Raw genomic sequence first — 17,911 nt, 5'->3', positions numbered from 1 at the left:
CGAACGACTGATGCAAGTTTTGCCAAAAGGAGCTGTGTGCAAATGATTTCCAACGTGAATCGATTGTCCCTGGCGATCGGCATGGTCATCGCGACCCTGGTGGGACCGGTAGCGGCCGCGCCCGCTGCGCCCTCGGAAAACGCCACGATCAATCTGATCCGTTTGCTGGTGCAGCAGGGCGTGCTGAAACAGGAACAGGCCGACGGCCTGATCGCCCAGGCCGAGCGCGAAGCGCAGCAGGCGCGCCAGGCCAACACCGCGGTGGCGGCAGGGCCGGCGGCGACCCCGGGGGATGTGCGGGTGCAATACGTGCCGGCCATCGTCCGCGACCAGATCCGCGACCAGGTCAAGGCCGAGGTCATGGCCACCGCCAAGCAGGAGAACTGGGCCCAGCCCAATACCTTCCCGGACTGGGTGTCGCGCATCAGTTTCGACGGCGACATTCGCCTGCGCGACGAGTCGCGCTACTACTCGGGCAGCAACAGCAACGAAATCGTCGACTTCGCCAAGCTCAACGACAAGGGCCCGTACGACGTCAACCCCAACAGCAGCTCCAACCTGCCGCCCTTGCTCAACACCCGCGAGGACCGCGAGAACCTGTTCCGCCTGCGCGCCCGGCTGGGCATGAAGGCCCAGGTCGCCGAGGACTGGACCGCCGGCATCCGCATCGGCACCGGCTCGGACAACAACCCGGTGTCCACCACCCAGACCCTGGGCGGCGGGTTCGGCAAGAAGGACATCTGGCTCGACCAGGGCTACCTGACCTGGAAGGCCACCGACGCGCTGACCCTGACCGGCGGGCGGATTGCCAACCCGTTCTTCTCCACCGACCTGCTGTATTCCAACGACCTGAACTTCGACGGCGTGGCGGCGATCTTCAACCACAAGCTCAATCGTGACTGGGGCCTGTTCGGTACGGTCGGTGCGTTCCCGGTGGAATACACCAACGACACCTCCACCAGCAACGGCTTCGACAAGGAAGAGAGCGACAACAAATGGCTGTACGGCGCGCAGATCGGCGCCAACTGGGCGATCAACGGCAACCACCGGCTCAAGGGCGCGTTGGCCTACTACCGCTTCGACGACATCGAAGGCCAGCGCTCCGGTGCCTGCGAACCCTGGGCCGGGGCGCCGGGCTGCGACAGCGACGGCAGCCGCGTGGCCTTCATGCAGAAGGGCAACAGCGTGTTCCTGCTGCGCGACATCACGCCCAACCCGCTCAACCCGGCCGCCACCGCGCAGCCGCAGTTCGTCGGCCTGGCCTCGGAGTTCAACCTGCTGGACTTGAACCTTACGTGGGACGCCGACCTGCCGGAGAACTTCAAGCTGCGCAGCCAGGCCAACTACATCCACAACCTGGGCTACGACGAAGGCGAGATGCGCAAGCGCTCCGCAGGCCAGATCGTCAACAACCTGGACAGCAACGGCGAGCTGGAAAGCGGCGCCAACGCCTGGATGGTGCAGTTCACCCTGGGCAACAGCCTGGAGCTGGCCAGGCAGGGCGACTGGAACCTGTTCGCCGGCTACAAGTACATCCAGCCCGATGCGCTGCCTGACGGTTTCAACGATTCCTCGTTCCACCTCGGCGGCACCAACGCCAAGGGTTATTTCCTCGGCGGCAACTACGGCCTGGCCAAGAATGTCTTCGCCACCGGCCGCTGGCTGAGTTCCGAGGCGGTGTACGGCGCGCCGTTCGACATCGATGTCTTGCAGCTTGAAATCAACACGCGCTTCTAGGGCGCAGGGGTGCATTGCTATGAACAGTCTCGATATGAACACGCGAGCCAGGGCAGGGCGCTGCCTGTGGTTGGGGCGCGGTCTGTTGTTGGCCGTGGGCGTGCTGCTGGCCAGCGGGGCCAGCGCCGAAGGCATGGAGGAGCGCCTGCGCACCCAGTTGCGCAGCACCACCCAGCAGTTGCAGGCCCTGCAGAGCGAACAGGCCCAGGCCAGCGCCGCCCGTGTCGCCGCCGAAAACCAGGCCAGGCAGGCGCAGGCGCAGATCAAGCAACTGACCGCTGACCTGGCCAAGGCCCGTGGCGTCGCCGAGCAACTGGCCGGCCAGCAGCAGAACCTGCACAGCCAGGCCCAGGCGCAGATGGCCGCCAGCAGCGAGCAGATCGGCAAGTTCAAGAAGGCCTATGACGAGCTGCTGGTCATGGCCCGGGCCAAAGAGGCCGAACGGGCCAGGCTTGAGGCGCAATTGAGCGAGCGTGACACACAAGTGCAGCAATGTTCGGTCAAGAATCAGCAGATGTATGGCGTGGCCAAAGAGATTCTCGCGGCCTACGAAAAGATCGATGTGGCCGAAGTGATGAAAATCCGCCAGCCGTTCGCCGGCGGCGCCCGGGTCAAGTTCGAGGAACTGGCCCAGGGCTTTGGCGACGAGTTGTACAAAACCCAGTTCGATGCCCCACGGGCAGCGAGCACCCACTGAATACCAGGGAAGAATCGAGCATGACTGAACAAGCGCAACTGATCGCCAGCGTCACCCCGCAGAGCCTCACCGAGCTGCTGCAAGGGGCCGGCTACCGGGTCAACCAGACCGACCAGAACGGCATCGTGCAACTGCTCAGCGCCAGCCAGGGCATCGGCTACGCCGTGCGCTTCGGCAACGCGGCGGGGGTTGAACCGCGCAGCTATGTGGACTTCACCTTCAGCTGCGCGCTGCGGGTCCAGGGCGAGTTGCCGGCGGGCCTGGCCGAGCTGTGGAACGCCTCGCGGCGCTTTGCCCGGCTGTCGGTGCAGGGCGAGTTCCTGGTGATGGAAATGGACGTGGTGGTGGCCGGGGTCGGCCACGATCACCTGCGCAGCCAGCTGGAACTCTGGGACCGGTTGTTGCAGGAATTCATCGTCTACCTGCGCGACTACAGCCAGCACGCCGCGCGCCTGCAGGCCCAGGCCGATGCGCCTGAAACGACGCCTGAAGCAGCGCCCGCGGCCGCCGCCGAGGCTGTCGTTGAGGTGCCTGGGCAGTGAAGAAGCCAAGCCTGGTGGTCGGTGTCGGCGCCCTGGCCCTGGTGGCGCTGGCGGTGTGGCTGGGCGTACGCCCGGGCAGCGACCCGGTGGCGGCGCAACAGCCCAGGGTGGCGGTAGCCAGCCCGGTCGACGACGGCCCGGCGGTGGCGCGCCTGGGTAATCAGCGGGTGGCGCCGGAGGAGCTCAAGGCGCTGTTCGCGGCGTTGCCCGAGGCGTCCCGCGAGCAGCTGCGGGGCAATCGCCCGGCCCTGGAAAACTGGATTCGCACGCGCCTGGCGGAAAAGGCCGTGCTCGAACAGGCCGATGCCCAGGGCTGGCGCCAGCGTCCGGAGGTGGCCTTGCAGACCCGGGTGGCCACTGAACAAATCGTCTTTCGCGACTACTTGCGCTCAGTCAGCCAGGTCCCGGCCGGCTACCCGAGCGAGGCCGAGTTGCAGCAGGCCTACGACGCGGGCAAGGCGCAGTGGCAGACCCCGGCCTTGTACCGGGTCAGCCAGATCTTCCTCGCGGTGAATGAGCCGCAGGCGCTGGAGGCGACGCGCAAGCAGGCCCAGGAACTGAGCAAGAAGGCCCAGGCCGCCCCCGGCGAATTCGCCGCCCTGGCCAGCCAGTATTCCCAGGACCCCGACAGCGCTCGGCGCGGCGGCGACTCCGGGTTGCAGCCGTTGCAGCAACTGCTGCCCGAGGTTCGCGGCGCGGTGGCGCGCCTGAAGGTCGGCGCGGTGTCCGATGCGGTGCAGAGCGCGGCGGGTTTTCATGTGCTCAGGCTGACCGAGCAGCAACCGGCCCGCACGGCGACCCTGGACGAGTTGCGCGAACGCCTGACCCAGGCCCTGCGGGCGCAGCGCCAGGAACAGATCGCCAAGGCCTACCTGGAAGGCATGCTCGACACCGCGACCCTGAGTATCGACGGCGCGCAGTTGAACAAGGTGCTGGAGGAGAAGCTGTAGAGGGCGGTGTGGCCGATACCGCTATCGCGAGCAAGCTTCGCTCCTACAGGTTCAATGCCGTCCATGTAGGCGCGAAGCTTGCTCGCGATGGATGGCAACGCCGGCCAACCTGCTACGAATAACGTGCAATGGATGCCATCACCCACACGACAGGGAGTCACTCATGTCCTTTCTCGAACCCGTCCCGATCTCGGGCATCACCCCCTACATCGCCCAGGCCGAACCCCGGGAAGCCTGGCTGGCCCTGGCCGCCGGGATCGAGCCGGAGCTGGCCCAGTATTTCCTGGTCACCGCCCGTTGCGGCTGCTTCATGCAGGCGGCGCGCAGCCTGAACATCAAGTCGACGCTGCTGCGCAAACAGCTGGCGCACCTGGAGGAACAGTTGCGCCGCCCCTTGTTCAGCTTCCAGGGCAGCGCCCTGAGCCTCAGCCGCGAAGGCCAGCAGCTCAAGGCGCAGCTGATCGCCCTGGCCCACGAACGCACGCTGCCGGTGCTCGAACAGCCGCTGCTGCGCCTGGCCGTGGCCGAATCGATCCTGCACGACATCCTCGGTCGCGACCTGATTGCCCTGTTGCGGCGCAACGCCAGCGTGCGCCTGGAGATCATCTCCATCGACAGCGAGCTGTCGCTGCGGGCCCTGAGCGCGGACGTGGTGGTGTGGCTGGGCGGGGTGGATTCGCCCAAGCCGGGGCCGAGTTTCGTCACCAGCGCGCCGCAGCCGCTGGTGCGCCTGGACTACCTGCCGCATATCGCCAAGCGTTATTCGCGGGTCGCGGCGCGTCCCGACAGCCTGGACGATCTGGCCGACTACATGCTGGTGCAATGGCAGCAGGACCGTCAGGTCGAGCCGCTGCGGCCGTGGAACCAGTTGGTGGAGCAGCGCCTGGCGGGGGTGGTGCAGGTGCATTCCTACGAGCTGATGCTGGAGATGATCCGCTGCAGCGCCTGCATCGGCCTGCTGCCTCATTACATGAGCCGCTTCGACCGCGGCCTGACGGCACTGCCCGGGTTGTTCGACGAGGCCATGGCGCGCCAGGTGTGGATGGCGGTGAACGCCGAAGTGGAGCACGACGCCGAAGTACAACAGCTGGTCGACCTGATCCTCAATACCTTCCGGGAACGCAGCGAGTGGTTCGACTTCGACGGCACGCCTCCGTAGGAGCGAAGCTTGCTCGCGATGGCGTCCTGCCTGATACACCGCGGCGCAGGCATCGCCAGCAAGCTGGCTCCTACAGAGAGAATCCCTGTGCCCGGCGCTCGCCATCCGCGGCGCTGGCGCTCTACACTCATCGGCTGTATCGCCTGAACCAAGGAAGACTTATGCCCGCAGAGATCCCCAGCATCGTCATCGAACGTTTCAGCGAAGCCCATGTGCAGGGCGTTACCGCGCTGTACAACGACCCCGCGGTCGCCCGCCAGGTGCTGCAGATGCCGTTTCAGTCCGCCGAGGTCTGGCGCAATCGCCTGGCGCCGGACAACGAACGGCGGGTGGCCCTGGTGGCGCTGCACCAGGGCGTGGTGATCGGCAGTTGCAGCATCGAGCAATACTCGCGCATCCGCCGCGCCCACTGCGGCAGTGTCGGCATGGGCGTGGCGGTGGAATGGCAGGGCCAGGGCGTTGGCAGCCGGCTGTTGGCGACGGTGCTGGAGGTGGCGGACAACTGGATGAACCTGCAACGGGTAGAACTGACTGTATTCGCCGACAACGAAGCCGCACTGGGCCTGTACCGCAAGTTCGGCTTCGAAAGCGAAGGCCGGCTGCGCGACTACGCGGTGCGCGACGGCCAGTATGTCGACGTCGTGAGCATGGCCCGCCTGCGCCGCACGCTCCAGGCCTGACTCGCCCCTGTAGCCGCTGCCGCAGGCTGCGATCGCCCGGAACGGGCGTGGCGATCTTCCGGGCGCCAGAGGTCCTACGACCAGCGTGGCCCGGACCATCGCAGCCTGCGGCAGCGGCTACAGATCATGTCTCTTGATCGCCCAGGGCAAACGCCACCGCCGCCCGCGCATGCAGCTCGGTGGTGTCCAGCAGCGGCAGGGGGCTGTGTTCGGGCTTGAGCAGCAGGCCGATCTCGGTGCAGCCGAGGATGATGGCCTGGGCGCCGCGCTCCATCAGGGCCTGGATCACCTGCTGGTAGCGCTGGCGCGAGGCCTCGCTGATGACGCCCACGCACAGCTCGTCGTAGATGATCCGGTGCACGGCCTGGCGGTCCGTGGCGTCCGGCACCAGTACCTTGAGGCCGCGATCGACCAGGCGCTGCTTGAGGAAATCCTGTTCCATGGTGAAGGCCGTGCCCAGCAGGCCCACGCTGAGGGTGCCGGCCTCGAGGGCGGCTTCGGCGGTCGGGTCGGCGATGTGCAGGAAGGGCACCGACAGCACGGCCTGAATCTCGTCGGCGACCTTGTGCATGGTGTTGGTACAGAGCACCACGCATTCGGCGCCACCGGCCTCCAGGCGGCGCGCCGCATCCACCAGGATCCCGGCCGCGAGGTCCCAGCGCCCGGCGTGCTGGGCCTGTTCGACAGGCCCGAAGTCGACGCTGTACATTAGCAACCGCGCCGAACGCAGCGGCCCGAGACGGTCTCGTACCTGCTGGTTGATAAGGCGGTAATACTCGGCGCTGGACTCCCAGCTCATGCCGCCGATAAGGCCGATGGTGCGCATACACAGCTCCTGTTGCTGACAAACCTGAATGCCGAGAGTGTCCCGTGACGCAGCCCCGCGATCTATCAAGAAATTTCACATGCCCGGCGTGCTGAGCAGCAAAGTCCAGGATCACGGGCTGCTGCGCTGCGAACTGCTGGGCGGCACGCTCGACCTGCAATTGCTGCCGCGCGCGGCCTACAGTGCGCGCGATCCGCTGCAGTGGCAAAGCCTCGGTGTGAGCCTGGAGCGCCAGCAGGGCGTGCATGCCATCGGCAGCGACCGGCGCGAGGATTTCGACAGCTGGCCGGGGACCCTGGCCTTGACCCCGGCCGGGATCGAGGTGTTTTCCGAGTCGCCCCAGGGCGGTGAATACCTGCTGCTGCGCTGGCTGGCCGACCCCCAGGCCCTGGGCATCGCCCGTGGTTCGCGACGCCTGCAACGGCCCGGACACGCCCGGGCCCTGGCGCTGGGACGCCAGGTGCGGCGGCTGTTGCTGGAGCCCGCCGGCGATCCGTTGGCCCTGGAACAATGCGCCCTGCAGTTCGCCGGCCTGGCCGGCCTCGACCCAGCACCGGTCAAGGCCGCCAGGCGCACCGAGTTCGGCCGGGTGCTGACGCTGATCGAGCAGCAGTACGCCGAGCCCCTGTCGCTCGGTGAACTGGCGGCCTGCACCGGGCGCAACGAACTGCGCTTTTTACGCGACTTTACCCGCGCCATCGGCATGACGCCCCATGCCTGGCTGGTCGAAGTCCGGGTGCAGGCGGCGCGCCGGCTGATCGAACGCAGCGACCTGCCGCTCGCCGCCATCGCCCTGGAAACCGGCTTCGCCCACCAGTCCCATATGGGCAGCGCCTTTCGCAAGGTCCTCGGCCTGACCCCCAGCCAGTACCGCGCAGGTTTTTAGTCATACGCCGCCATCCCCATCTGCCATGCTCAAGGTCCGCAACCGCGGTTTCTCGAAGAGGCATGAACATGGACGACGTACGGCAACTGGGCGAGATGCTTCGGCGCTATGCAGAAAGCGAAGCCCACAAGAAACAACTGTTCGAAAGCCAGAAGGTGCTCTGGGCGAGCCGTATCACCGAGCTGTTCGAGCATATCCAGCAGTGGCTGGCGCCGGTGCTGATGCCGGACCTGCTGGCCTTGAGCCGGGAACCCTACTTGGCCTTCAGCCCCAGCGTCCCGGTGAAAACCTCGACCTTCAAGACCGAGAAACTGACCATCGTCATCGCCGGCAAACCGGTGGAGTTCGTGCCCGATGTAATGGGCGCCGCCGGGCAGATTTCCCTGGCGGTCATGGGCCTGACCGCCGCGCGTTACGGCAGCGTGTCCCTGGTGGGCTTAGCCGACGGCAGCTGGCAATGGCGCCAGGCCAACGGCCTGAAGGAGTCCGACGTCTTTACCTTCGACGGCAACTTCCTGGCGTCGCAGCTGCAGGCGCTGATTCCCCGGGAGCGTGGGTGAGGGCCCGGGATCAGGGCTGCGCAGCTTCCAGCACCTTGAGTTGATAGGTCCTCTGTGCTTCCTGCCCTGTGCATTGAGTACCGTAGCTGCTGGTATACGCGTTGATGGTATAGGTGCCCGGTGTCAGCGGTTTACCGGTGATCAGCGCGTAATGGGTTCTTTTCTGGTAACTCAACTCCAGCCCCTCGGGTAACGGATGGTCGGGGTGAATATAAAAACCGGTCAGTGGCGTATCGGCGCCCACCACCTCCAGCTTGACGCTGAACGGCTGGCCGACGACGGCGGTGGGCAGGGTCTCTGGCTGCATCGTGAGATCCGGGCGGGTATAGCAGCCCGGAAGAAATCCCAGCCCACAACCGCTGAGCATGAGTGAAAGACCAATAGATGAAATCAGTGCGCGCTTCATGGGAGTTTCCTGGGAGCTGTTCAAGGGATCTTGCTGAACACAAGGCCGCCGTATATGTATTTGAGAATGGTCTGCAGGGTCGATCCCGCTGGGATCTGATGCAATAACTCACCCCAGGAAAAGATCATCGAGGAACTGATGGTGTCACTGGGTGCCGTGGTCGAGGTGATGGGGCCGGATAAGGTTTTCGCTGGTTGCTCCCAGGTCACCCAGTGGTTTTTCATTTGCCCTGCATTGGCTGCCAGCATCCCCGCACCGATAAGGGTCGCCATATGAGTGCCGGGGCGGATGTACTGGAACAGTTCGCTCAACTGATCCTGGTTTATATGGGACGAGAACTGGATGTTGTCGAAAAGAATCTCGGCTCCCGCTTGTTTGAACCATTTTCCGAGCCCGGCGGGCAGGGTGATCCCGGAGAACATGTCATCCGGCTCGTCATAGGCGAACAGCAGGTTTTCACTGTCGCGCAAGCAGGCCAGGGTGATCCAGTCGATAGCCCAAATGCGGTCGCCTTCTGTGCCACGGCTGAAGTTTTTCGGATTGCAGGCGCCGTGGCTCGGCTTGATGTGCAACTGCCCGATGGTGGTTTCACCCGTTTCCCATAGCTCGGTGATGGCTTTTGCGTACAGGTCGGGACGGTCCATCAGCAAGGCATAGAAGAAGGTGGCCGGACCGCAGAGGCTGGTGTCTTTCTGGTCGGGGTAGGGGCTGATTGGATGAAAACGTTTCAGGCTGCCGCCTTGCGCCTTTGCCAGGCGAGCCTCGATCTGCTCGTGAATCTTGCTCTTCTCGAACGGGTCTTGCGGGGTGCCCATGGGGTGAGCCTGATCGTTGAAAATCCGCTCCTTCATAGGCGCCGCTTGAAAGTCGTCGAGAATTTTTGCTGCCGCTGCCCGCGGATCAGCGACGACCGCCGGGATGGTCGGAGCCAGTGCCGCCACGGCTGGCGGGCCAGCCAGCGCTGTGGTCTGTGGGGCAGCGGCAGGCACTAGGGCCGCTGTGGCCGCCGCCAGGTTCGGCATCGCCGACACCGCGCTGACTGGCGCCGCTGTAACGGTATCGCCAATGATCACACTGCCCGAACCGCCGACGATAATGCTGCCGTGGCTACCGGTACTGCTCTGTACCGCTGCATTACGGCCATTGATGAAGACGGTTGCCGACACCCCACCGACGATCGCCGCGCCGCAGGCGCTCTGGTCGTCGCGCCGGGCTGCGGCCAGGCCGTCGGGTCGGTTCCCCGGGCTGCTGGTTTTCCGCTCATTTTCGAAACGTCCGTGTTTAGTCAGCGGCGAAGACTAAGCGAAACCCCGGCCGCTGGCCAATCGGTTGTCCTTGGCGCGCAGTGGCGATCAGGCCGCGAGGCGGGGTCAGACCTCCATATTGCCCCAGCCGGGCCTGGCGGTTTGCGGTTCCGGCGCCACGGCGTCGATTTTCTTGCCGGTGGCCAGTTCCACCCGGCGCGCCACGTCCGGGTCGTCGGCGAAGGGGATCAGGCTGGCGTCGTCGAGGCTCTTGGCCGATTGATGGCGCAGGCAGTAGCCGATGCTGAGGTAGAGGAAGGTCACGCCGAGCAGGTCAAGGGCGAATTCGATCATCGGGGGGCTCGCTGTGCTGCAGGAGGGATGAGCGACGCGGGCCGGGTGTGGCCCGCGTCGTGCTCTTGGGCGATCAGGCGATCTGGGCGTCGCTGAGGGCCAGGCGCGGGTCGGCCACGCGCACGGTGCGCCAGGTGTTGTAGGCCATCAGCAGCATGCCGCTGAGGAAGAACACACCACCGGCGAAGCGCACGATAAAGCCCGGGTGGCTGGCCTGCAGGGCCTCGACGAAGGAGTAGGTGAGGGTGCCGTCGTCGTTGACCGCGCGCCACATCAGGCCCTGGGTGATGCCGTTGACCCACATCGAGGCGATGTACAGCACGGTGCCGATGGTCGCCAGCCAGAAGTGCAGGTTGATCAGTGGGATGCTGTGCATCTGCTCACGGCCGAAGACCTTGGGCACCATGTGGTAGATGGCGCCGAAGGTGATCATCGCCACCCAGCCCAGGGCGCCGGCGTGGACGTGGCCGATGGTCCAGTCGGTGTAGTGCGACAGGGCATTGACCGTCTTGATCGCCATCATCGGCCCCTCGAAGGTCGACATGCCGTAGAAGGCCAGGGACAGCACCAGGAAACGCAGGATCGGGTCGGTGCGCAACTTATGCCAGGCGCCCGAGAGGGTCATCATGCCGTTGATCATGCCGCCCCAGCTCGGCGCCAGGAGGATCAGCGACATGGCCATGCCCAGCGATTGCGCCCAGTCTGGCAGCGCGGTGTAGTGCAGGTGGTGCGGACCGGCCCAGATGTACAGGGTGATCAGCGCCCAGAAGTGCACGATGGACAGGCGATAGGAATACACCGGCCGCCCGACCTGCTTGGGCACGAAGTAATACATCATCCCGAGGAAACCGGTGGTCAGGAAGAAGCCCACCGCGTTATGGCCGTACCACCACTGGACCATGGCGTCGGTGGCGCCGGAATACACCGGGTAGGACTTGAACCAGTCCACCGGGATCGACAGGTGATTGACCACGTGGAGCATGGCGATCACCAGGATAAAGGCGCCGAAGAACCAGTTGCCGACGTAGATGTGTTTGGTCTTGCGCTGCACCACGGTGGTGAAGAACACGATGCCGTAGACCACCCAGACCACGGCCATCCACACCGCGCCGGAGAATTCGATTTCCGCGTATTCCTTGGTGGTGGTGTAGCCCAGCGGCAGGGTGACCAGCATGATCAGGATCACCGACTGCCAGCCCCAGAAGGTGAAGGCGGCGAGCTTGTCGGAATAAAGCCGCACCTGGCAGGTGCGCTGGACCGCGTAGTAACTGGCGGCGAACTGGGCGCTGCCGGCGAAACCGAAGATCACCAGGCTGGTGTGCAGCGGGCGCAGGCGGCCGAAGCTGGTCCAGGGCAGGTCGAGGTTCATTTGCGGCCAGACCAGCTGGGAGGCGATCCATACCCCCATGGCCATGCCGATCACGCCCCAGACCACGGTGGCGATGACGAATTGGCGTACCACCTTGTAGTTGTAGGCCGGTTCCATTGTTGCTGTGCTCATGGTCAATGCTTCCACGGTTGCAAAGGCTTGCCAGGCCACCCGGCCTGGCATGCCATGCACTGTAGAAAGCACGGGCGAAACAAAACAGGCTCAGAAAAACTGCATTAATACGGATCAGATTGACCGCCTGCCAGCACAGGCCAGAGAGCTGCTGATACGGTTTTTTAGTGTTTACCTGAATCTGTAACGTCCTGAGCTGCAAGTGCATAGTCACCGCCACACCAAAACCCCCGGTTCACCCCTGGAATGCAAACCCCGTGGCCACCCTGGCCCTGTAGCCGCTACCGAGCGCAGCGAGGCAGCGAATGGGCGGCATCCCGACGGAGCGCTCGCAACCCGGATGGTGCGGTCTGGCTGACAGAGCGCATATGCCGGTTTTGCGGCTGCCTTGCAGCCGATCGCAGCCTCGCTGCGCTCGGCAGCGGCTACAGGATTACAGCGGCTTCAAGGGCGGGATCGGGGTCAGCACTGATGAGGCCGTGACATGTATCACTATGACGAGTACGACCGGGCCCTGGTCTTTGAACGGGTGGCGCAGTTTCGCGATCAGGTCGAACGCTTCATGGCCGGCGAGCTGAGCGAAGAGGAGTTCCTGCCGCTGCGCCTGCAGAACGGCCTGTACATGCAGAAGCACGCCTACATGCTGCGGGTGGCCATTCCCTACGGCACCCTCAGTGCGCGGCAGATGCGTACCCTGGCCAGCATCGCCCGCGACTACGACCGCGGCTACGGCCACTTCACCACCCGGCAGAACATGCAGTTCAACTGGATCGAGCTGGCCCAGGTGCCGGACATCCTCGAACGCCTGGCCAATGTCGAGATGCATGCGATCCAGACCTCCGGCAACTGCGTGCGTAACATCACCACCGAAGCCTTCGCCGGGGTGGCCGCCGACGAGCTGATGGACCCGCGGCCCCTGGCGGAGATCCTGCGCCAGTGGTCGACCATCAACCCGGAATTCCTGTTCCTGCCGCGCAAGTTCAAGATCGCCATCTGCTCGGCCCGCCAGGACCGGGCGGCAATCATGATGCATGACATCGGCCTGTACCTGTACCGCGACTGGCGCGGGCAGATGCTGCTGCGGGTGATGGTCGGCGGCGGCCTGGGGCGCACGCCGATCCTCAGCCAGCAGATCCGCGACGGCCTGCCGTGGCAGCACCTGCTGTCTTACGTCGAGGCGGTGTTGCGGGTGTATAACCGCCACGGCCGGCGCGACAACAAGTACAAGGCGCGGATCAAGATCCTGGTCAAGGCCCTGGGTATCGAGGCCTTCGCCAAAGAGGTGGAGGAGGAGTGGCAGCACCTCAAGGACGGCCCGGCGCAACTGACCGAGGCCGAATACCAGCGGGTCGCCAGTGCCTTTGTGCCGCCGCTCTACGAGCGCCAGCCGGCCACCGATCTCGACTACGGCAGCCGCCTGGCCGAGGAGCCGGCTTTCGAGCGCTGGGTGGCGCATAACGTCAAGCCGCACAAGGTGCCGGGCTACGCCAGCGTGGTGCTGTCGACCAAGCCCGGCAGCGCCTCGCCGCCCGGAGACGTGACGGCGGCGCAGATGGAGGCGGTGGCCGAGTGGTCCGAGGCCTTCGGCTTTGGCGAGATCCGTATCGCCCACGAACAGAACATCGTCCTGCCGGACGTGCCCAAGACCGCGTTGCATGAACTGTGGCGGCTGGCCGGCGAACAGGGCCTGGGCTGCGCCAACGTCGGCCTGCTGACCGACATCATCGCCTGTCCCGGCGGCGACTTCTGCGCCCTGGCCAACGCCAAGTCGATCCCCATCGCCCAGGCGATCCAGGCGCGTTTCGACAACCTCGACTACCTGCACGACCTGGGCGACATCAGCCTGAACATCTCCGGCTGCATGAACGCTTGCGGCCATCACCACATCGGCAATATCGGCATCCTCGGCGTCGATAAGAACGGCAGCGAGTGGTACCAGATCACCCTCGGCGGCGCCCAGGGCAAGCACAGCGCGCTGGGCAAGGTCATCGGCCCGTCGTTCAGCGCCGAGCAAGTGCCGGGGGTGATCGAACGCATCATCGCCACCTTCGTGCGTTACCGGGAGAGCGAAGAGCTGTTCGTCGATACCGTGCAACGCATCGGCCTGGAGCCGTTCAAGGAGCGGGTCTATCCGAAAGTGCTGGAGATGCAGCCATGAGCCAGCAGCGCGAGCGTGCAATAGAAAGCACAGCCGTGAGCGAGGAATTACAGCCATGAGCGAGAGACTAAAACCATGAATAATCTGCTGCGTCTGCAAGATGGCCAGGCCGGGCGGGTCGAGGACGATCCCTGGAGCCTGGTGCGCGAGGTGGACGGCCCGCTGCCCCAGGGTCCGTTGATTCTGCCGCTGGCCCGCTGGCTGATCCGCCGCATCGAGCACGAGCCGGCGCGGGACGGGGTCTGGCTCGGTCCGGACGACGAGGTGGAAAGCCTGCGACCCTGGCTCAAGCTGATCCCGTTGATCGCCCTGGACTTTCCCAGCTTCCGTGACGGCCGTGCCTACAGCCAGGCCTACTTGCTGCGCACCCGGCTGGGCTGGATGGGCGAATTGCGGGCGGTGGGCGATGTGCTGCGCGACCAGCTCAGCCATATGCGCCAATGCGGTTTTGACAGCTTTGCCATCCGCGAAGACAAATGCGCCGACGACGCCCTCAAGGGGCTGGCGGGCATGAGCGTGCTCTACGGGCGCTCGGCGATCGAGCCGCGGCCGCTGTTCCGGCGCCGCTGAGATCCGCCGCCGCTGAAGAGCAGCGCCTGCCCGGGCTGGCGCTTCGATCGATGCTCACAGTCGCCCGGGAACAGGGCAGGCAACGGCCATTGTCTGGTCGCCAGGGGCATTTGTCCTTGGGTCGATGATGGCGCTTTGGTAGAGTCGCACCTCTTATGAAGGAGCCAGGGATTGGCGTCCGGCGATCAGTCGCCGGCGTGCCTGGCATGGGCCATCCATGGAAGAGAGTCGCGGCTGTGAGCGTTGCTAAAAAGATACTCGGGTTGTTTTCGTTGTTGCTGCTCCTGACCCTGTGGGTCGGCTATTTCTATGTGTACCAGGATGCCCGCAGCGGGCGCCTCGGCGACCCTCTCGACAGCTACGGCTGGTGCGGCCCTGCCGCGGATTCGGCGCATTCCTTCAAGCGCGACTACCTGCTGCTCAGGGTCACCAACAGCACCCAGGGCGAGTTCAAGGTCTCGGGGGAGGTCAACGTTTCGGAGCGCACCTACAACCGCTACGAGCTGGGCCGCTACCCGCTGAAACTGCGCCTGGAACCCTTGCAGTCCACCTACAGCATGCCGCCGTTGTTCTTTGAAGAGGTCAAGGTCAAGCCCTTGAACCGCAACTTCAGTTCGCCGCACAAGAATGCCTACGCCGACCTGGAGAGCCGGCCGATCCGGGTCAACGGCGAGTCCAGCCGGTTTCCCTTCGAGGTCTACCGTTACGGCTACAAGCCGGTGCTGTACATCCTCAAGGGCAACGAGCAGGTCGACCTGCCGTTCAAGCGCATCACCACGCAGCTGAACCTGTCCAATACCTTTACCCCGACCCGCCTGTACAACCCGGCGGACTACATCGCCGAGCAGAACAGCCTGGTCCAGCCCGGCGACTATCCCGCCTACGGCGCCAGCGAGTGCGCCTTCAGCATCGAGCGCAAAGGCTCGTTCAAGATCATCGTGCTGCTGTTGTTGCTGGTGCTGTGCCTGCCGCTGTTGATGGTGCTGTACCGCGACGAGCCGACCATCGACTTTCTTGCTACCTTGCTGGGCGTGGCGGCGGTGCGGGTATTCCTGGTCGGGCCGTTGCAGGACTACCAGTTGTACGGCATCGACTTCGTATTTGGCGCCGTGATCATCCTGGCCGGGACCTTTTCCCTGCTCAAGGCCATGCGCATCAACGCCTTGCGCGAGGCGGCGGCAAGGCGCGGAACGACTTGGTAACGGACAGGCTGGTAACGGGCTGGGGCGAGGTGCGGCTTTGACGCCGCACCCGTCTGTTCGATTCAACAAGAATTCTCTGGCCTGCTTTGGCGATTAATCCGCTTTTGCTGTGCTGATATGCCCGCTATTGGCTATACCTACACTTCCTAAAACCAGCAGCGCTTCCGGATTTCTGACAGGAGTTACCCTATGAAGCTCGCATCAATGATGAGCACGCTGTGCCTGGCCTCCCTAGGGTTGGTGGGCTGTTCCAGCAACGTCACCCAACCCGACGAGTACTCCGGTTTTCTCGGCGACTACAGCCAGCTCAAGGAAGCCAAGTCGCCGTCCGGCGTCGAGGTGATGCGCTGGGTCGATCCCAAGCTGGACCTGAAGCAGTACCGCAGCGTCTATATCGAGCCCACCCAGTTCTACCCCAAGCCGCAGCCGACGGTGAAGATCCCGCAGAACACCTTGTACGGCATCAACCGCTATTACGACGAGGCGCTCAAGCGCGAGATCGGCAAGGACTTGCCGCTAGCCACCGCGCCGGGGCCGGGGGTGATTGTGGTGCGCGCGGCGATCACGGCCGTGAGCAGCAAGACCGAAGGCCTGAAGCCTTACGAAATCATTCCCATCGCCCTGGTGGCGGCGGCGGTGAGCACGGCCAGCGGCATCCGCGACCAGGAGACCACCCTGGGTACCGAGGCGCAGTTCATCGACGGCGGCAACAATAAGGTGATCGCCCAGGTGGTGCGCAAGGGCAGTGGCAAGCCGCTGCAGAACGACACCCAGGTCATGCAGCCTGCGGACGTGAAAAACGTCATCGACGGCTGGGCCTCCGACCTGCATCAATCCTTCCAGAAACTGAAAAAACAGTAGGGCCGGGGTTTCTCCCCGAGCTTTTTGCCCACTGCGTCGGGGTCAGGGCGAATACTGACCCCTTCACTGAGCAGTTCCGGCAGTCAATCAAGAACACAGGTTTCGCTGGCGAGGCGAGGGCGCCAGGCCTGCTGACGGCATCGTCCGTGACAGGTTTTCACATCCGCGGCAGGGCGGTGTGCGCCAGGATCGAGTGGCAGCGGAGTTTCAGGCTGTGCCTTCTTGTTCATGTGAATTGTGATTATTTCCATGCTTTTATAGTGGTTAAGTTAAAGTGATCTGTTAAGTTAAATAAGTTCAATAAAAACATGTACTTATAGAATATTTATGATGTTTTTAATTAGATTTTGTTGAGGCTTTCAAGAGGATTTTCCAGCATGCCTGTGCTCGAACGCACGACTTTCATTGCCGGTCGCAGCCCGGCCCGGGTGCTGGATTTCTGTCTTGAAGGCGCCAACTTCCCGAAGATCTTTCCCGAACGCATCACCCCCTTGCGGGGCGTGGATATCAATGACCTGCGGATCAGCGTCGGGCGCCAGTTCAGCTTTCGCCACTGGATGTGGAGTGTCATACCGGTGACATGGACGGTGGTTATACGTGAAGTCAGCGATCGCCATTTCGTCGACGAGATGCTCAAGGGGCCGCTGCGTGCCTTCCGTCATGAACACCGGGTCGAGGCCTGCGACGGGGGTACCCTGTATACCGACCGGGTGACTTATCGGGCGCTGGGCGGCGCACCTGTGGAATGGCTGGTGGTCAATGCCTACATGGCGCGCATTTTCGCGGCCCGGCATCGCACTATGTTGCGCTTGCTGGGTTGAAGCAGGCCTACAGTGTTTTCGCGTTCCGCCGGTGTTTCAACGGCCTCCAGAGTTGCGCTCCGCTCTCGGGGCTTGTTCTACAATTTGTATCCCGGGCATAGGTGGCCGGGCCATTTCATGTTTAACTTCCGGCCTCTCGATTTTCTTTACAGCTGTTCAATGACAATCGTTTAAAAGGACTCCGTTCATGGCTCAAGTCACCCTTAAAGGCAACCCGGTTCAAGTCAACGGCCAACTGCCACAAGCCGGCGCCAAGGCGCCAGCGTTCTCCCTGGTAGGCGCCGGTCTGGCCGACATCACCCTGAGCAGCTTTGCCGGCAAGCGCAAAGTGCTGAACATCTTCCCGAGCGTCGACACCCCGACCTGCGCCACCTCCGTGCGCAAGTTCAACGCCCAGGCCAGCGGCCTGAACAACACCGTGGTGCTGTGCATCTCGGCTGACCTGCCGTTCGCCCAGGCCCGTTTCTGCGGCGCCGAAGGCCTGGAAAACGTGCAGAACCTGTCGACCCTGCGTGGCCGCGAGTTCATCGAGAACTACGGCGTGGCCATTGCCGACGGCCCACTGGCCGGCCTGACTGCCCGCGCGGTGGTGGTACTGGACGAGAACGACACCGTGCTGCACAGCGAGCTGGTCAAGGAAATCGCTGAAGAACCGAACTACGACGCGGCCTTGGCCGTTCTGAAGTAACAGGTTTTACAATTATTCACGGCCTGGCCCTGTCCAGGCCGTTTTTATTTGTGCTTCAGTGGCTTAGCA

The 17,911-nt window shown here is 64.1% G+C and carries 19 protein-coding genes; 14 read left to right on the top strand and 5 right to left on the bottom strand.

Going from position 1 to position 17,911, the window contains the following annotated elements:
* Nucleotides 1-42: 42 nt before the first annotated feature.
* The 6 genes from PMI20_RS16565 to PMI20_RS16540 all read left to right on the top strand — a co-directional run bounded on the left by PMI20_RS16565 (nt 43) and on the right by PMI20_RS16540 (nt 5,765).
* Nucleotides 43-1,737 (top strand): putative porin, encoded by a 1,695-nt coding sequence (locus PMI20_RS16565; RefSeq protein WP_007928994.1) that lies wholly within the window; start codon nt 43-45, stop codon nt 1,735-1,737.
* Between the two features lie 34 nt (nt 1,738-1,771).
* Nucleotides 1,772-2,434 (top strand): hypothetical protein, encoded by a 663-nt coding sequence (locus tag PMI20_RS16560; protein WP_037035384.1) that lies wholly within the window; start codon nt 1,772-1,774, stop codon nt 2,432-2,434.
* A 20-nt stretch (nt 2,435-2,454) separates the two neighbouring features.
* A complete protein-coding gene (locus PMI20_RS16555; RefSeq protein ID WP_007928996.1) occupies nt 2,455-2,976 on the top strand; it encodes a YbjN domain-containing protein in 522 nt (173 codons plus the stop codon).
* Nucleotides 2,973-3,926: a peptidylprolyl isomerase gene (locus PMI20_RS16550; protein WP_007928997.1), complete on the top strand. Its 954-nt coding sequence runs from the start codon at nt 2,973-2,975 to the stop codon at nt 3,924-3,926. The genes PMI20_RS16555 and PMI20_RS16550 overlap by 4 nt, the downstream gene beginning before the upstream one ends.
* A gap of 163 nt (nt 3,927-4,089) precedes the next feature.
* The gene (locus tag PMI20_RS16545; protein ID WP_007928998.1) at nt 4,090-5,085 is read left to right on the top strand and encodes a LysR substrate-binding domain-containing protein; all 996 of its coding nucleotides are present in this window, start codon (nt 4,090-4,092) and stop codon (nt 5,083-5,085) included.
* Nucleotides 5,086-5,246: 161 nt separating this feature from the next.
* Entirely contained in the window at nt 5,247-5,765 is a 519-nt protein-coding gene (locus tag PMI20_RS16540; protein ID WP_007929000.1) for a GNAT family N-acetyltransferase, read from the top strand.
* Nucleotides 5,766-5,889: 124 nt separating this feature from the next.
* On the opposite strand, the gene PMI20_RS16535 is transcribed toward PMI20_RS16540, so the two are convergent.
* Complete coding sequence (locus PMI20_RS16535) at nt 5,890-6,591, bottom strand: aspartate/glutamate racemase family protein (protein WP_007930259.1); 702 nt, start codon at nt 6,589-6,591, stop codon at nt 5,890-5,892.
* Between the two features lie 79 nt (nt 6,592-6,670).
* On the opposite strand from PMI20_RS16535, the gene PMI20_RS16530 reads away from it, so the two are divergent.
* Together PMI20_RS16530 and PMI20_RS16525 are read left to right on the top strand one after the other, a co-directional pair.
* Nucleotides 6,671-7,477 (top strand): AraC family transcriptional regulator, encoded by an 807-nt coding sequence (locus PMI20_RS16530; RefSeq protein ID WP_007930258.1) that lies wholly within the window; start codon nt 6,671-6,673, stop codon nt 7,475-7,477.
* Between the two features lie 68 nt (nt 7,478-7,545).
* Nucleotides 7,546-8,037 carry a hypothetical protein gene (locus PMI20_RS16525; protein ID WP_007930256.1) on the top strand — a complete coding sequence of 164 codons (492 nt, stop codon included), beginning with the start codon at nt 7,546-7,548 and terminating at the stop codon, nt 8,035-8,037.
* A 10-nt stretch (nt 8,038-8,047) separates the two neighbouring features.
* Here PMI20_RS16525 and PMI20_RS16520 read toward each other — a convergent pair whose 3' ends face one another.
* From PMI20_RS16520 to ccoN, 4 genes are all read right to left on the bottom strand, one after another.
* Nucleotides 8,048-8,443 carry a hypothetical protein gene (locus PMI20_RS16520; RefSeq protein WP_007930255.1) on the bottom strand — a complete coding sequence of 132 codons (396 nt, stop codon included), beginning with the start codon at nt 8,441-8,443 and terminating at the stop codon, nt 8,048-8,050.
* 20 nt (nt 8,444-8,463) lie between these two features.
* Nucleotides 8,464-9,609, bottom strand: coding sequence for a PAAR domain-containing protein (locus PMI20_RS30980; protein WP_177323810.1), 1,146 nt, complete (start codon nt 9,607-9,609; stop codon nt 8,464-8,466).
* Between the two features lie 204 nt (nt 9,610-9,813).
* Nucleotides 9,814-10,041 (bottom strand): hypothetical protein, encoded by a 228-nt coding sequence (locus PMI20_RS16510; protein ID WP_007930252.1) that lies wholly within the window; start codon nt 10,039-10,041, stop codon nt 9,814-9,816.
* Between the two features lie 73 nt (nt 10,042-10,114).
* Nucleotides 10,115-11,542, bottom strand: coding sequence for a cytochrome-c oxidase, cbb3-type subunit I (ccoN, locus tag PMI20_RS16505; protein ID WP_037035619.1), 1,428 nt, complete (start codon nt 11,540-11,542; stop codon nt 10,115-10,117).
* 484 nt (nt 11,543-12,026) lie between these two features.
* Between ccoN and nirA the strand changes: the two genes are divergently transcribed.
* From nirA to tpx, 6 genes are all read left to right on the top strand, one after another.
* Nucleotides 12,027-13,700, top strand: coding sequence for a nitrite reductase NirA (gene nirA, locus PMI20_RS16500; RefSeq protein ID WP_007927668.1), 1,674 nt, complete (start codon nt 12,027-12,029; stop codon nt 13,698-13,700).
* 75 nt (nt 13,701-13,775) lie between these two features.
* Complete coding sequence (locus PMI20_RS16495; RefSeq protein WP_007927667.1) at nt 13,776-14,270, top strand: DUF934 domain-containing protein; 495 nt, start codon at nt 13,776-13,778, stop codon at nt 14,268-14,270.
* Between the two features lie 236 nt (nt 14,271-14,506).
* A complete protein-coding gene (locus PMI20_RS16490) occupies nt 14,507-15,472 on the top strand; it encodes a hypothetical protein (protein WP_007927666.1) in 966 nt (321 codons plus the stop codon).
* Nucleotides 15,473-15,661: 189 nt separating this feature from the next.
* Complete coding sequence (locus PMI20_RS16485; protein WP_007927665.1) at nt 15,662-16,333, top strand: DUF3313 domain-containing protein; 672 nt, start codon at nt 15,662-15,664, stop codon at nt 16,331-16,333.
* A gap of 377 nt (nt 16,334-16,710) precedes the next feature.
* Entirely contained in the window at nt 16,711-17,154 is a 444-nt protein-coding gene (locus tag PMI20_RS16480; protein ID WP_007927664.1) for an SRPBCC family protein, read from the top strand.
* A gap of 187 nt (nt 17,155-17,341) precedes the next feature.
* Entirely contained in the window at nt 17,342-17,842 is a 501-nt protein-coding gene (tpx, locus tag PMI20_RS16475) for a thiol peroxidase (protein WP_007927663.1), read from the top strand.
* Nucleotides 17,843-17,911 lie beyond the last annotated feature (69 nt).

Origin of the sequence: Pseudomonas sp. GM17, assembly GCF_000282175.2 — a bacterium.
GTDB lineage: Bacteria > Pseudomonadota > Gammaproteobacteria > Pseudomonadales > Pseudomonadaceae > Aquipseudomonas > Aquipseudomonas chlororaphis.
The sequence above is the reverse complement of the archived record's forward strand: the minus strand, read 5'-3'. Positions and strand labels throughout refer to the sequence as shown.

What these genes read in the sequence shown, in the direction of transcription:
- PMI20_RS16565 (WP_007928994.1), top strand. Translation starts at nt 43, where the DNA reads ATGATTTCCAACGTGAATCGATTGTCCCTGGCGATCGGCATGGTCATC.
- PMI20_RS16560 (WP_037035384.1), top strand. Translation starts at nt 1,772, where the DNA reads ATGAACACGCGAGCCAGGGCAGGGCGCTGCCTGTGGTTGGGGCGCGGT.
- PMI20_RS16555 (WP_007928996.1), top strand. Translation starts at nt 2,455, where the DNA reads ATGACTGAACAAGCGCAACTGATCGCCAGCGTCACCCCGCAGAGCCTC.
- PMI20_RS16545 (WP_007928998.1), top strand. Translation starts at nt 4,090, where the DNA reads ATGTCCTTTCTCGAACCCGTCCCGATCTCGGGCATCACCCCCTACATC.
- PMI20_RS16540 (WP_007929000.1), top strand. Translation starts at nt 5,247, where the DNA reads ATGCCCGCAGAGATCCCCAGCATCGTCATCGAACGTTTCAGCGAAGCC.
- PMI20_RS16535 (WP_007930259.1), bottom strand. Translation starts at nt 6,591, where the DNA reads ATGCGCACCATCGGCCTTATCGGCGGCATGAGCTGGGAGTCCAGCGCC.
- PMI20_RS16530 (WP_007930258.1), top strand. Translation starts at nt 6,671, where the DNA reads ATGCCCGGCGTGCTGAGCAGCAAAGTCCAGGATCACGGGCTGCTGCGC.
- PMI20_RS16525 (WP_007930256.1), top strand. Translation starts at nt 7,546, where the DNA reads ATGGACGACGTACGGCAACTGGGCGAGATGCTTCGGCGCTATGCAGAA.
- PMI20_RS16520 (WP_007930255.1), bottom strand. Translation starts at nt 8,443, where the DNA reads ATGAAGCGCGCACTGATTTCATCTATTGGTCTTTCACTCATGCTCAGC.
- PMI20_RS16510 (WP_007930252.1), bottom strand. Translation starts at nt 10,041, where the DNA reads ATGATCGAATTCGCCCTTGACCTGCTCGGCGTGACCTTCCTCTACCTC.
- ccoN (WP_037035619.1), bottom strand. Translation starts at nt 11,542, where the DNA reads ATGAGCACAGCAACAATGGAACCGGCCTACAACTACAAGGTGGTACGC.
- nirA (WP_007927668.1), top strand. Translation starts at nt 12,027, where the DNA reads ATGTATCACTATGACGAGTACGACCGGGCCCTGGTCTTTGAACGGGTG.
- PMI20_RS16495 (WP_007927667.1), top strand. Translation starts at nt 13,776, where the DNA reads ATGAATAATCTGCTGCGTCTGCAAGATGGCCAGGCCGGGCGGGTCGAG.
- PMI20_RS16485 (WP_007927665.1), top strand. Translation starts at nt 15,662, where the DNA reads ATGAAGCTCGCATCAATGATGAGCACGCTGTGCCTGGCCTCCCTAGGG.
- PMI20_RS16480 (WP_007927664.1), top strand. Translation starts at nt 16,711, where the DNA reads ATGCCTGTGCTCGAACGCACGACTTTCATTGCCGGTCGCAGCCCGGCC.
- tpx (WP_007927663.1), top strand. Translation starts at nt 17,342, where the DNA reads ATGGCTCAAGTCACCCTTAAAGGCAACCCGGTTCAAGTCAACGGCCAA.